General features: G+C 67.1%; 9 protein-coding genes. 5 read left to right on the top strand and 4 right to left on the bottom strand.

The genetic code is table 11. The annotated features are described in order from the left end of the window. Window positions 1-25: 25 nt before the first annotated feature. Window positions 26-1,663, bottom strand: coding sequence for a glucose-6-phosphate isomerase (gene pgi, locus OHQ90_RS39090; protein WP_328406370.1), 1,638 nt, complete (start codon window positions 1,661-1,663; stop codon window positions 26-28). Window positions 1,664-1,822: 159 nt separating this feature from the next. Here pgi and OHQ90_RS39085 point away from each other — a divergent pair, with 159 nt between their 5' ends. Further along, window positions 1,823-3,277 carry an NAD-dependent succinate-semialdehyde dehydrogenase gene (locus tag OHQ90_RS39085; protein ID WP_328406368.1) on the top strand — a complete coding sequence of 485 codons (1,455 nt, stop codon included), beginning with the start codon at window positions 1,823-1,825 and terminating at the stop codon, window positions 3,275-3,277. 137 nt (window positions 3,278-3,414) lie between these two features. Here OHQ90_RS39085 and OHQ90_RS39080 read toward each other — a convergent pair whose 3' ends face one another. Then, on the bottom strand, window positions 3,415-3,708 hold the full coding sequence (locus OHQ90_RS39080; RefSeq protein ID WP_328413435.1) for a chorismate mutase: 294 nt from the start codon (window positions 3,706-3,708) through the stop codon (window positions 3,415-3,417). Window positions 3,709-4,092: 384 nt separating this feature from the next. On the opposite strand from OHQ90_RS39080, the gene OHQ90_RS39075 reads away from it, so the two are divergent. Continuing rightward, window positions 4,093-6,660, top strand: coding sequence for a UvrD-helicase domain-containing protein (locus tag OHQ90_RS39075; protein ID WP_328406366.1), 2,568 nt, complete (start codon window positions 4,093-4,095; stop codon window positions 6,658-6,660). A 205-nt stretch (window positions 6,661-6,865) separates the two neighbouring features. Here the strand turns inward: OHQ90_RS39075 and OHQ90_RS39070 are convergent, their stop codons facing one another. Both OHQ90_RS39070 and OHQ90_RS39065 read right to left on the bottom strand, forming a co-directional pair. Beyond that, entirely contained in the window at window positions 6,866-8,245 is a 1,380-nt protein-coding gene (locus OHQ90_RS39070; RefSeq protein ID WP_328406364.1) for a DUF1731 domain-containing protein, read from the bottom strand. 437 nt (window positions 8,246-8,682) lie between these two features. Continuing rightward, a complete protein-coding gene (locus OHQ90_RS39065) occupies window positions 8,683-9,954 on the bottom strand; it encodes a peptidoglycan DD-metalloendopeptidase family protein (protein ID WP_328406362.1) in 1,272 nt (423 codons plus the stop codon). Between the two features lie 544 nt (window positions 9,955-10,498). Here OHQ90_RS39065 and sucC point away from each other — a divergent pair. The 3 genes from sucC to OHQ90_RS39050 all read left to right on the top strand — a co-directional run bounded on the left by sucC (window position 10,499) and on the right by OHQ90_RS39050 (window position 14,284). Then, window positions 10,499-11,665, top strand: a complete 1,167-nt coding sequence (gene sucC, locus OHQ90_RS39060; protein WP_328406360.1) for an ADP-forming succinate--CoA ligase subunit beta — start codon at window positions 10,499-10,501, stop codon at window positions 11,663-11,665. Window positions 11,666-11,676: 11 nt separating this feature from the next. Further along, window positions 11,677-12,591: a succinate--CoA ligase subunit alpha gene (sucD, locus tag OHQ90_RS39055; RefSeq protein ID WP_328406358.1), complete on the top strand. Its 915-nt coding sequence runs from the start codon at window positions 11,677-11,679 to the stop codon at window positions 12,589-12,591. Between the two features lie 616 nt (window positions 12,592-13,207). Beyond that, entirely contained in the window at window positions 13,208-14,284 is a 1,077-nt protein-coding gene (locus OHQ90_RS39050) for a DUF5336 domain-containing protein (protein ID WP_328406356.1), read from the top strand. Window positions 14,285-14,304 lie beyond the last annotated feature (20 nt).

Below are 14,304 nucleotides of genomic sequence, written 5' to 3'. Positions count from 1 at the left end.
GAGACAGCACGCTCAGCGACGTCTGTCAGCGGTTGGCGCGATACCAGCGGATCAGCGCGTCGGTGGAGGAATCCCCTTGGGGCTCGGGCTCTTCCGGGGAGGTGAGCAGTGGCGCCACCGCGAGGGCCTGCTGTTTGCCCAGTTCGACGCCCCACTGGTCGAAGCTGTCGATGCCCCAGATGGTGCCTTCGACGAAGACCTGATGTTCGTACAGGGCGATCAGCTGGCCGACCACCGACGGCGTCAGTTGCGGGGCGAGGATGCTGGTGCTCGGCCGGTTGCCCGGCATCACCTTGTGCGGCACCACCTTCGGGTCGGTGCCTTCGGCGGCGATCTCCTCGGCGGTCTTGCCGAAGGCGAGCACCTTGGTCTGGGCGAACAGGTTGCTCATCAGGATGTCGTGCATGCTGCCGGTGCCGTCGCGGGTGGGTAGATCATCGGTGGGACGGGCGAATCCGATGAAGTCCGCAGGGATCAGGCGGGTGCCCTGGTGCAGCAGCTGATAGAAGGCGTGCTGGCCGTTGGTACCCGGTTCGCCCCAGAAGATTTCCCCGGTCGAGGTGGTCACCGGCGTGCCGTCGGCGCGCACCGACTTGCCGTTGGACTCCATGGTCAGCTGCTGCAAGTAGGCGGGAAAGCGTGCGAGATCGTTCGAATAAGGCAGCACCGCACGGGATTCCGCGCCGAAGAAGTTCGAGTACCAGACACCGAGCAGGCCGAGCAGCACCGGACCGTTCGCCGCGAGCGGGGCGGTCGCGAAATGCTGGTCGACGGCGTGCATGCCGGCGAGGAACTCGCCGAAGCGTTCCTTGCCGATCGTCGCCATCACCGAAAGGCCGATGGCGGAATCCACCGAGTAGCGTCCGCCGACCCAGTCCCAGAACCCGAACATGTTCGCGGTGTCGATGCCGAATTCGGCGACCCGCTCGGCGTTCGTCGACACCGCGACGAAGTGCTGGGCGACGGCGTCCGCGCCGAGTGCCGCCACCAGCCAGCGCCGCGCGGCGGTGGCATTGGTCAAGGTCTCCAGTGTCGAGAACGTCTTGGACGCAACAATGAACAGCGTGGTCGCCGGATCGAGGCCGTCGAGTTTCGCGACCAAGTCCGCGGGGTCGACATTCGACACGAAGCGTGCGCCGATCCCGGCGTCGGCGTAGTGGCGCAGCGCGCGATGGACCATCTCGGGTCCGAGATCCGACCCGCCGATCCCGATATTGACCACCGTGGTGATCCGTTCGCCGGTCGCGCCGCGCCATTCGCCCGAGCGCAGCGAGTCGGTGAATTCGCCCATCCGCCGCAGCACCTCGTGCACCTCGGCGACCGCGTCGGCGTCGTCCACGATCAGTGATTCACCGGCGGGCAGGCGCAGCGCGATGTGCTCGACCGCCCGGTTCTCCGAGGTGTTGATGTGCGCGCCGCGGAACATCGCGTCCCGGCGCTCGACGATGCCTGCCTCGCGCGCCAATTCGACCAGCAGCTCCAGGGTTTCCCGCGTGACGCGGTGCTTGCTGTAGTCGATGTGCAGGTCGGCAACCTGGACGGTCAGCTCACGGCCACGGGCAGGATCGTCGGCGAAGAACTCACGCAGGTGTCGCTCGGCGACCGCGCCGTGGTGATCGTGCAGTTTCCCCCATGCCGCCGATGCGGTGATGTCGCTGCTCACGTTCGCCGAGGGTACAAGCCCTCGATCCGCCGCGCAGGGAAGGTACGGAAACTTGGGCGGGTGTTGGGCCCTGGGCCACCGGAGCCGGGTCCGTGGCACCCGCTCGGTCGCGGGAGATTTCGCCGGCGATCGGTCGAGCGGTCGGCATAGGCTGGCGACATGGTGTCCGAACGCGAACTTCTTCAGTCAGTACCGACACAGTTGTGGATCGGCGGGCCGGTCGATGCCACCGGAGGCGGCACTTTCGAGGTGCACAATCCGGCCACCGGGGAGGTGTTGACGCACGTCGCGGACGCGACGCCGGCGGACGCGGTGCGCGCGCTCGACGCGGCCGACGCGGCACAGGCGGATTGGGCCGCGACCTCGGCGCGGGAGCGTGGCGAGATCCTGCGCGCGGTGTTCGAGGCGATCACCGCACGCGCCGAGGAATTCGCGCTGCTGATGACCTTGGAAATGGGCAAGGCGCTGCCGGAGAGTCGCAACGAGGTGCGCTATGGCGCCGAGTTCTTTCGCTGGTTCAGCGAAGAGGCCGTGCGCGTGCACGGGCGCTATCTGCACGCGCCGTCCGGCGCCGGCCGGATCATGGTGCACAAGCAGCCGGTCGGACCGTGTCTGGCGATTACGCCGTGGAACTTCCCGCTGGCCATGGGGACTCGCAAGATCGGTCCCGCGCTCGCCGCGGGCTGCACGATGATCGTCAAGCCCGCTTCGGCGACCCCGCTGACCATGCTGCTGCTAGCGAAGCTGTGCAGCGAGGCCGGTCTGCCGCACGGCGTGCTCTCGGTGATCACCTCCAGCCGTTCCGGCACGGTGACGCAGCCGCTGCTCGACGATCCGCGCCTGCGCAAGCTCACCTTTACCGGATCGACCGAGGTCGGCAAGCAACTCGTCGAGAAGTCGGCCCACGGACTGTTGCGTACCTCGATGGAACTCGGCGGCAACGCGCCGTTCGTGGTGTTCGACGATGCCGATATCGACGCGGCCGTGCAGGGCGCGATGCTCGCCAAGCTGCGCAACGGCGGCGAGGCATGCACCGCGGCCAACCGCTTCCATGTGCAGAGCGGCGTGCTCGAGGAGTTCACCACCAAGTTCGTCGAGATCATGTCGAGCACCGTCACGCTCGGTCCCGGCACCGACCCCGGCACCACCCTCGGCCCGCTGATCAGCGAGGACCAGCTGAACATCGTGAGCGAACTCGTCGAGGACGCGGTGTCGGCGGGCGCGCAGGTGCAGCTGGGCGGCAAGGCGCCGGGCGGCCCCGGCTGGTTCTACCCCGCGACCATCCTGACGGAGGTGCCGCCGCACGCCAGGATCCTGCGCGAGGAGGTGTTCGGGCCGGTCGCGCCGATCGTCGGTTTCGAGACCGAGGCCGAGGGGCTCGCCGCCGCCAACGACACCGAATTCGGTTTGGTCAGCTATGTCTACACCCGCGACCTCGATCGCGCGCTGCGCGTCGCGGAGGGTCTGGACAGCGGCATGGTCGGGGTCAATCGTGGCGTGATCTCCGACCCCGCCGCGCCCTTCGGTGGTGTGAAGGCCTCTGGCTTCGGCCGAGAGGGCGGTATCGAGGGCATCGAAGAGTACTTGTCCACCAAGTACATCGCGCTCACCTGAGCGCCGGTCCCGGACGCGAAACGACCGCCCCGGGGGTGAACACCCGGGGCGGCCTTTGGGAATGCGGAGGTCTTACGATCGCCGCATGAGTGTGGGGGCCGCGTGCGCGGCGGGTCGGTAGCCCGGCGGGCAGGCAGTCAGTGGCCGAGGCGGCCGCGGCCGAGCCGCAGCAGCAGCATCGCGAGGGTGTGGCCCTCCTGGCCGAGTTCACTGAAGCGCTCGAGCACCTTCATCTCACGACTGTGCACGAGGCGGGTTCCGCCGGAAGCCATGCGCGTGCGGCCGATAATCCTGGAGATCTCGGTTCGGCGCTTGATGGCGGCGAGGATTTCCGCGTCGAGCTGGTCGATCTCCTTGCGGAGCTTCTCGATCTCCGCCTCGGAGTGCGGGAGAGCCGAGTCGGACCCGGTCGTCGTGGCAGGCGTGCTCATCATTCATCTCCTCGTGTCAGAACATGGATCGGCGGGTGAGCCCGGCTCGTTACCGATCGGTTCTTTCACCGTGCAACAGACCTGTTTGGGTGTTGCATTGTCCCCCCGGACGGGCGCTCAGGCGTAGGGTCTGCCATCACGATATCCGGCTGTTAACCGTATCGGATACATCCCTCGAGCGCAGACCATGTGGCCAGTGTGCCATGGGTCCGAAGCAATGCAAAACACTTCATTTTGTGAATCTGCTGAGAGCGCCGTCACAGATTTGCCGCCCGGGACACGCTGCGGCTGTTCACTCATCGTTCGCCGACACGCCGCCGAACAGACATCGACGGGAGCGGGGACTTCATCTCTGTCGGTAGCCGCCGGTAGCGTTGATGGACGATGGACATCACGGTGGCTCCCCAGATGCAGGCCGGGCAGACTCGGCACCAGGACTCAGCCAAGAAACCGCAGGTCGACGATGGTCGTGCCGTGGATTCGGCGCAGTCCCCTGAGCAGCGCCGCCTCGAAAGGGAGCAACGCAAGGCCGAAGAGGCCGAGCGGCTACTCGAGGGTCTCAACCCGCAACAGCGCGCCGCGGTCGTGCACACCGGCGCGCCGCTGCTGATCGTCGCGGGCGCGGGCTCGGGCAAGACCGCCGTGCTGACCAGGCGCATCGCCTATCTGCTCGCCGCGCGCGGCGCGACGCCCGGCCAGATCCTGGCCATCACCTTCACCAACAAGGCTGCTGCGGAGATGCGGGAACGCGTCATCGGTCTGGTCGGCCCGCGCGCCAACAATATGTGGGTTTCCACATTCCACTCCAGCTGCGTACGCATCCTGCGCATGCAGTCGGCCCTGCTGCCCGGGCTGAATTCGAATTTCTCCATCTACGATGCCGACGATTCGCGGCGACTGCTCACGATGATCAGCCGCGACTTCGACATCGATGTGAAGAAATACTCGGCGCGGCTACTCGCGACCGCCATCTCGAATCTGAAGAACGAGCTCATCGGGCCCGCGCAGGCAACGGCGGACGCCGAATCCGACGAGACCGAATTGCCGGGTCTCATCGCCAGGGTCTACACCGAATATCAGCGCCGACTGCGCGCGGCGAACGCGATGGATTTCGACGACCTGATCGGCGAGACGGTGGCGCTGCTGCAAAACCACCCGCAGGTCGCGGAGTACTACCGTCGCCGCTTCCGGCACGTGCTCGTCGACGAGTATCAGGACACCAACCACGCGCAGTACATTCTGGTGCGTGAGCTGGTCGGACACCACACCGAGGCAGCGGAATCCGGCGACGGCGAGGCGCCGGACGCGGTGGCGCCGAGTGAACTGTGCGTGGTCGGTGACGCGGACCAGTCCATCTACGCCTTCCGCGGCGCGACCATCCGCAATATCGAGGAATTCGAACGCGACTTCCCGGATGCCGAAACTATTCTGCTGGAACAGAATTACCGGTCCACCCAGCACATCCTTTCGGCCGCGAACGCGGTGATCTCGCGCAACGAGAACCGTCGCGACAAGCGACTGTGGACCGATTCCGGCGAAGGTGATCTGATCACCGGCTATGTCGCCGACAACGAGCACGACGAGGCCTCCTTCGTGGCCCGCGAGATCGACCGGCTGGTGGATGCCAAGGAAGCCACGTACGGCGACGTCGCGGTCTTCTATCGCACCAACAACAACTCGCGCGCGCTGGAAGAGATCTTCATTCGAATGGGTCTGCCGTACAAGGTGGTCGGTGGCGTCCGCTTCTACGAGCGCAAAGAGGTGCGCGACATCGTCGCCTACCTGCGCGTACTGGAGAACCCCGACGACGCGGTGAGCCTGCGCCGGATTCTCAACACCCCACGCCGCGGCATCGGTGACCGCGCCGAGGCGTGCGTGGCCGTGCATGCCGAACAGCGCGGCATCGGTTTCGCCGCGGCACTGCGCGATGCCGCCGAGGGCAAGGTCGCACTGCTGAACACCCGCGCCCAGCGCGCGATCGCCGGGTTCCTCGAGCTGCTCGAGCAGATTCGGGCGGCGGGCGCGCAGGCCGACCTCGACTTCCCGGATGTCGGGAATGTGGTCGATGCGGTGCTGGAACGCACCGGCTATCGCGCCGAGTTGGCGGCGTCCGACGACCCGCAGGACGGCGCCCGGCTGGACAACCTGAACGAATTGGTCAGCGTCGCACGGGAATTCAGCTCCGAGGCCTACAACAACGCCGCCGCGGCCCGCGAGGAGGGCCTGGTGCCGGAGGCGGCCGATGGTGAACCGGATCCCGGTTCGCTCGCGGCCTTCCTGGAGCGGGTCTCGCTGGTGGCCGACACCGATCAGATCCCCGACGAGGGCGCGGGCGTGGTCACGATGATGACCCTGCACACCGCCAAGGGCCTGGAGTTTCCCGTCGTGTTCGTGACGGGCTGGGAGGACGGCCAGTTCCCGCACATGCGGGCGCTCGGCGATCCCTCCGAGCTCGCCGAGGAACGCCGCCTCGCCTACGTCGGCATCACCAGGGCCAGACAACGGCTGTACCTGTCGCGCGCGGTAGTCCGTTCCGGCTGGGGCCAGCCCGTCTCGAACCCGGAATCTCGCTTCCTGCAGGAGATTCCGAGCCACCTCATCGACTGGAAGCGGCTGGAGCCGAGCGGTTCACCGCTGACGCGCAGCATCCGGCGTCGCGGTGACGACGACAGCGTGGAACGGGACTGGACCCGAGGCGACGGCTGGAACGAGCAGCGCCCCGGCGTGCGCGGTGACCGCGGCCCGCGCCGCCCCGCACCCGGCGGCGCCACCCGCAACAACGCCAATCTCGTACTTGCCGTTGGGGACCGGGTCACCGACGACAAATACGGCCTCGGCCGAGTTGTCGCGGCCGAAGGCTTCGGGCCGTTGGCCACCGTCACCATCGATTTCGGCACTGCCGGAAAGATCCGCCTGATCCCGCAATACAGCCGGACGCTGGTCAAGCTCTGAGACAGCGGCTGCCAACCGCTCTGCTGATCGAAGGGTGACAAGCCGCCGCCCCGAGGTGGTTCGACGTGTCCGCTCGGGTGCATCGAGTCTGTCGAGCTGCGGCTGCGTGAGCACGCTGACGGGCTGGTCGCGCTGGCAGCGCCACTCGCTGTCGTGGGTGGTCGTTGTGGTCCAGCGGGCAGCTTTCTGCGATCTGGTTGTTCGATCAGCGGGGCAGCAGATCGCTGAGTGCTTCGTCCAGGCTTGGGTATTGGAAGCGGAAACCGGCCTCGCGCAGCACCGTTGAGGTTGCATGCCTGCCGGTGAGGCCGAGGGCGGGGTCCGAGCACAGCAGGATCGCGCCTACTGCCAGCAGGGCTGCCGGGGTCGGCGGTGCGGGCGGGCGGTGCAGGTGTCGGCGCAGCGCCGTCATCAGTTCGCGGTTGCGGACCGGGAAGTCGGTGGCGGCCACCAGGATTCCGTTCGGCAGCGTGACCTCGGGGTCGAGTCCGAGGGCGGCGCGGACGATGGCGAGCCAGTCTGCGATGTGAATCCAGCTGAACCACTGCTTGCCGCTGCCGACCCGGCCGCCGAGGCCGGCTTTGGTCAATTGGCCGAGTCGTTTCAGTGCGGGAGCCTGGGCGTCGAGCACGATCGAGGTGCGCAGGATCGTCGAGTGCAGCGCATTTGCACCATCGAAGGCACGCTCCCATGGCTCGGCCACTCCGGTCATCTGCGGTAGCCCGACCGGCAGCGGAGTTGTTTCGGTGCAACGGATTTCGCCCGCATCAGACCAGATCGCGGTCGTGCCGGCCTGCACCCAGTAGTCGATCGGCGCGTCCAGCGTGGCGGCTGCGTCGACCAGGGCGCGCGTCGAATCCACTCGGCTGCGGCGCAATTCATCGATATTGCGTCGGGTCGGCCGGCAGTCGACCAGCTTGCCGGCCAGATTGATCACCGCGGTCGGCTCCGAATTCTTCAGCACACCAATCCATTCGCCGACGGACCTGCCGTCCCACTCCGCCTGCGCGAACGGCAGCCCCGGGTCGCGCCGCCGCGTCAGGATGGTCACGCGATGGCCCCGGCAGGTCAGGTCTGCGGCAATCTGCTTGCCCAATGCCCCGGTGCCGCCCGCGATCACCGCATGCAAGGCCGAAGCGTCCGGAGCGATCCCGGCGAGCTGAGCGAGCCGTGCAAAGCACACACGGGCATCTGTTTCCAGCTGCGGACCGACCACGGCCCTGGCGATCGGCGCGGACACCCCGCTGAAGGTGAGCCGCTGGGTCACCTCGGTCCCACCGTCGCGCGGCGTCAGCGTCCACGACATCCGCATTCGCCCCGCCGGTTCCGGTTGCTCCAGCGCCAGTTCACGCCCAGGAACAAGCATCGTGATCACAAACGGCGGCGCAGTCCGCCCATGCACCGCCTCGCGGACCCACCCGCGCGGCAGATAGTCCCCAGTAGTGCCGACCGCGACCACCCCATGCAACCGCACTGAAGTGACCGCCGCATTCCACTCCGGCCACCGATCCAGATCCCCCAGCACTCGCCATACGTCTTCCGTTGGCAGCGCAATGAATTGGGTGTACGTCGTTGTACGAGCCATACCCAGAAGCTATCTCGCTCCGGTGCACGCAGGAAGCGTGCCGTTGATCACCTACCCACGCGACGGCCACGATCTCGGCCTTCTCACCGTGGCGCGGCGCGGCCTCGGATTCGCCGACCTGTGACAGGACACCGGTCGGCTGTCGGGGTGCGCGACATGGTGCCGAGTCCTACCGTGGCCGTCGATGCGCGAAGGGCGCAGTAGCTGTGGTCGGTGCGCGCAATGCGGCGGTGTGGCAGAGCGCGATGCCTCCAGCGATCGCCGGTCCGAGACACGCGTCCAAGGCCTGCAGCAGTTGACGGTGTGGGACACGGCACCAAGACCTGCGGCAGCAGTCCGCGCCACTACATCAGGGCACAGCGACCATCGGTCCGAGGCGGCGCCGAGCCCACCGGTAAGCGGGTTCTATGCCTACAGAGGCGGGTGTGGCGGCTTGGTCAGTCGCGCTGTTGGCCGAGGCTGATGCCGCGGGTGGCGAGCCAGGGCAGCGGGTCGATCTTGTCGTGGCCGTTGAGCCATACCTCGAAGTGGCAGTGCGGGCCGGTGGAGAAGCCGCGGTTGCCGATGGTGGCAATCTGATCGCCCGCCAGGACTCGCTGGCCCTGTGACACCGTTGCGGTGTCGATGTGGCCGTAGATGGTGACGGTGCCGTCGTCGTGCAGCAGCCGAACCCACATGCCGAATCCGCTGGCCGGGCCGGCCTCGATGACTGTGCCGTCGGCTACCGCGTAGATCGGGGTTCCGATCGGGCCCGCGATGTCGATGCCGAGGTGCTGGACGCCCCAGCGGGCGCCGTAGCCGGAGGTGAAATTGCCCGCGGCGAACTTCGTGAACAGCGGGCGCAGCTTGGCGGCTTCTTCAGCGGCGAGATCCTCGGCGTACTTCTGCCCTTTTTGCAGGATGTCGTTGAACTGGCCCAGGTTGCTCGGGGCCGAGACATTGAGCACCTGAGGCGAATCCGGAGCGGCAGTGGGATCGGACACGCTCATCGACTGCGCGGCGATCTCGTGAATCTGACCGGCGGCTTCGTAGTCGACGGTCGCCGAAGGCTGTTCGGGCGAGGCGAACGCGGCCTGGCCTGCGGCGACGACAGCGCCGGCCGCGACAGCGACGACCGCGGCACGTCCCTTGAGCGAGGACGGTGGCGCGGGCACTCGATGTGCGCCGCCGCGGCGCTGCGAACGGCGCCCGGGGATGACAGTGGGAAAGGCAGGGGATTCGGCGTCGTCCGTCTCGTGTTCCCACGAGTCGTCCGCGTCGGGGGCCCAGGAATCACCGGTATCGGGAGTCCACGAGTCGTCGGAATGGGGCGTCCAGGAGTCGCCGGCTTCGGGCGTCCAAGAATTGTCGGCTTCGGGCGTCCAAGAATTGTCGGCTTCGGGCGTCCACGAGTTGTCGGCGGCGGGCGCCCACGAGTTGTCGGCGGCGGGCGCCCACGCTTCCTCGGCCGACCACGCGCCGCCGTCGGACCACGAATCCTGTTGCGACCATGCACCGTTCGCGGACCAGGAGTCGTCGCGGTGGTCGCCTGCGGGGTGGAAGTCGTATCCGGCATGCGCTCCGGCGGCGGGGGCCGCATATCGGGCGTCGGCTGCCGGGGCACCCTGTCTGCTCTGGTCGGCGTAGCCGCCGAACGGTTCGTCATCGGCACGATAACGATGGCCGGAGCGACCGCGATTGGAAGTAGGGAGGGTCGAGCGATGATTCATCGGCTATGCCACATCATGAAGCTGGAGATGTTCGCGGTGTCGAGATCCCTGCCCCGATGGGGTGTTGACAGGTCATCTGCGGAACGGCTCTCCGTGTGCGGAGTGCTGTGCTGCGTCAAGCTTGCCGTCCTCCTCGTCGTGACCGTGTTGTGACATCGACCGCACTGACGGTAACGAAACGATTGCGGGGTCCGCAAGCGCTGCGCGCGATCAATCCAAACATGTGAGATTGATCACGGTAACACTACGGAATATCGCACCGCGCGCTGGGCACTCGGGTGAGGTCATTCGACGACAGCTTGTAGTAGACGGCTCCCCCTTCCGGGTTCGGCTGATCTACCTGGCGCACCGCCAAAAGCTACTCGCGAGTAGTGTTGGCCAGCGGTTTTTCCGGCCTGGACACTGGCCCGTGACCTGCGCCACTTACGATGAATGTGGCCGTTTGGCCATCCATGTGACTGGTTAGAGTCCGACCCGACCCGCTTCCGACGTCGGGCCGCCAACAAAGACGTTGTCATAGCAACGCAGACGAGACGGTGAGTACATGGATCTCTTCGAATACCAGGCGAAGGAGCTCTTCGTTAAGCACGGAGTGCCCTCGTCCGAGGGCCGCGTGACGGACACGGTCGAGGAAGCCCGCGCCATCGCGGAGGAAATCGGCAAGCCGGTAATGATCAAGGCGCAGGTCAAGGTGGGCGGCCGTGGCAAGGCGGGTGGCGTCAAGTACGCCGCCACCCCGGACGACGCGCTTACCCATGCGCAGAACATCCTCGGCCTGGATATCAAGGGCCACATCGTGAAGAAGCTCCTTGTCGCCGAGGCCAAGGACATCGCGGAGGAGTACTACATCTCCTTCCTGCTGGATCGTTCCAACCGCACCTACCTGGCCATGTGCTCGGTCGAAGGCGGCATGGAGATCGAAGAGGTCGCCGCCACCAAGCCGGAGCGGCTGGCCAAGGTCCCGGTCGACGCCGTCAAGGGTGTCGACCTCGCGTTCGCCCGTTCGATCGCCGAGCAGGGCCACCTGCCCGCCGACGTGCTGGATGCCGCGGCCGTGACCATCCAGAAGCTGTGGGAGGTGTTCGTCGGCGAAGACGCCACCCTGGTGGAGGTCAACCCGCTGGTCCGTACCCCCGACAACCAGATCCTGGCCCTCGACGGCAAGGTCACCCTCGACGAGAACGCCGAGTTCCGGCACCCGGACCACGAGGCGTTCGCGGACAAGGACGCGACCGACCCGCTGGAGCTCAAGGCCAAGGAAAACGACCTCAACTACGTCAAGCTCGACGGTGAGGTCGGCATCATCGGCAACGGCGCCGGTCTCGTGATGTCCACGCTCGACGTGGTCGCCTACGCGGGCGAGAACCACGGCGGCGTCAAGCCCGCCAACTTCCTCGACATCGGTGGCGGCGCCTCGGCCGAGGTCATGGCCGCGGGCCTGGATGTCATCCTGAACGACGCGCAGGTCAAGAGCGTTTTCGTGAACGTCTTCGGTGGCATCACCGCGTGTGACGCGGTCGCCAACGGCATCGTGAAGGCGCTGGAAATCCTGGGCGCCGAGGCGAACAAGCCGCTGGTCGTCCGTCTCGACGGCAACAAGGTCGACGAGGGCCGCAAGATCCTGGTCGATGCCGCGCATCCGCTGATCACACTTGCGCAGACAATGGACGAAGGCGCCGACAAGGCCGCCGAACTGGCAGCGGCCAAGTAAGGAAATCGGAAATGTCTATCTTCCTGAACAAGGACTCGAAGGTCATCGTCCAGGGCATCACCGGCGGTGAGGGCACCAAGCACACCGCACTGATGCTCAAGGCCGGCACCCAGGTCGTCGGTGGCGTCAACGCGCGCAAGGCGGGCACCACCGTCGCGCACACCGATAAGGACGGCGCCGCGGTCGAGCTGCCGGTGTTCGGCACCGTCGCCGAGGCCATCAAGGAAACCGGCGCGGATGTCTCCATCGCGTTTGTGCCGCCGAAGTTCGCCAAGGACGCCATCATCGAGGCCATCGACGCGGAGATCCCGCTGCTCGTGGTCATCACCGAGGGCATCCCGGTGCAGGACACCGCGTACGCGTGGGCCTACAACGTCGAGAAGGGCAACAAGACCCGGATCATCGGCCCGAACTGCCCCGGCATCATCACCCCCGGCGAGTCGCTGGTCGGCATCACCCCGGCCAACATCACCGGCAAGGGTCCGGTCGGTCTGGTGTCGAAGTCCGGCACCCTGACCTACCAGATGATGTTCGAGCTGCGTGACTTCGGCTTCTCGACCGCCATCGGCATCGGCGGCGACCCGGTCATCGGCACCACCCACATCGACGCCATCGAGGCGTTCGAGAAGGACCCGGAGACCAAGCTGATCGTGATGATCGGCGAGATCGGCGGCGACGCCGAGGAGCGGGCCGCGGCCTACATCAAGGCCAATGTCACCAAGCCGGTCGTCGGCTACGTCGCGGGCTTCACCGCCCCTGAGGGCAAGACCATGGGCCACGCGGGCGCCATCGTCTCCGGCTCGGCCGGCACTGCCCAGGCCAAGAAGGACGCACTCGAGGCTGCCGGTGTGAAGGTCGGCAAGACGCCGTCCGAGACCGCCGCGCTCGCACGCGAAATCCTGGAGAAGGCAAGCATCACCGCCTGATTCGCGATAGTCGAAAAGGCCGCCGCCCGATTCGGGCGGCGGCCTTTTCGTGTTGCGGGTGGTCTGATCGGGCGTTGCGCGGGCCGAGGTAGCGCACTGGAATCTGGCGTGCTGTTGGCGTGGAGGTGCTGGTGCTGGGCTCAGTGCAGGTGTGGGTGGGCGAGGAGAATGTCGCCCTCGATCGCCCCTTGGAACGCGCTGTGCTGGTGCGACTGGTGCTGGCGAACGGGGTTCCGGTGCCGGATGGCCGGCCGGCCGAGGACCTGTGGGGCAGTGTGAGTCTCGCGGCAGGGTGTGGAGAACGGCGAATGGCAGGACTACGACTGCCAGGGCAGCTACGGCGCCTACTATCTGGTGCCGCACTACTGACGTCATTCGGAGGTTCCGCGCATCGACTCGAGGGGTTTCGCGCCCGGAGTGTCCACGGCGACTCGGCCGTCGGATACCCCGGGCGCGAATTGTTATGGAGTCGGGACCGTCATGCGGCACCAGGCACGGAAGGCTTGATCAGGTCGCCCGGCCGGTTCGTTAAGGATGACCGGGACCGGCCAGTGCAGTAGCGTCAGATGAGATCCAGCCGTCTAGAAACGTACGACTCGACCTAGGAGACGACGACATGTCCTACCCGACCGGGGGCTCCGGGTACAACACACCCGCGACGCCCTCCGTTCCTTCCAGCCTCGGCCAGTCGGCGGGTAGTACCGGCACAAGTTCGAGCACTCCCGGACCCGATGCCAAGGGACTGCCGTACTTCCTCACAGCCGGTGCCGCCGGCCTCGGCGTGCTGAACTTCCTGCTCGGGTTCCTGCCCTATGCGGGCCGCGAGGCGGTCAACCCGTTGAACGGCGCCAAGATCGCCAGCAAAAGTGCCAACGGCTTCGACGTCCCGCTGACGGCGCTGCTCGCACTGCTGCTGCTGGGTGGCCTGCTCGCCGGACTGTCGCTGCTGCCGAAGCAGAACTGGACCGGTGCGGCCGCCGCCGCGTCGCTCGCGGGTTTCCTCGGGCTGGTCGTCCAGTCGTTCAATCTGTCCGACGGTGTCGAGTTGAAGTGGGGCGCATGGGTTGTGCTCTTCCTCGCCCTGGTGCAGGCCGCGGCCGCAGTCGGCGCGGTGCTGTTCGAAGCGGGCATCCTGACGCCGCCCGCGCCCAAGCAGGCCGCGCCGCAGGGCCCGCCGAGCGGTTTCGGTCAGGGTGGCTATGGCCAGCAGCCCGGGGCGTTTTCGGCGTTCGGTCAAAGCCCGAGCCAGTCCGGCTACGGCCAGAGCCAGCCCGGCCAGACCTACGGTCAGCAGCCGTCCTACGGCCAGAGCCAGCCCTCCTACGGTCAGGCCCAGCCCAGCCAGCCGAGCCAGCCCACCTATGGCCAGAGCCAGCCCGCGTACGGCCAGAGCCAGCCCGGCCAGGGCTACGGTCAGCAGCCGTCCTACGGTCAGCAGCCCGGATACGGTGCGGCACAGCAGGGTTCGCCCTACGGTGCGCCGGCGCCCACGCCGCGCCCCGACGAAAGCGCCACCCAGCATTTCGGCGCACCGCAGCCCGGTCAGCAGCAGTACGGTGCGCCCGGCTACGGCCAGAGCCAGCCGCAGCCGGGTCAGCCGGGCCAGCCGGGCCAGCCTTTCGGTAGTGAGCAGGGTTCGGACCCGGCCTCGGACGCCACCCAGGCGTTCCGTCCGTCGGACGACAACAAGTAGTTTCGGTCGCTCTCCCCGGC

The sequence above is a fragment of the Nocardia sp. NBC_00403 genome, from assembly GCF_036046055.1.
Classification (GTDB): domain Bacteria; phylum Actinomycetota; class Actinomycetes; order Mycobacteriales; family Mycobacteriaceae; genus Nocardia.
This window is presented reverse-complemented; position numbering and strand designations above follow the sequence as displayed.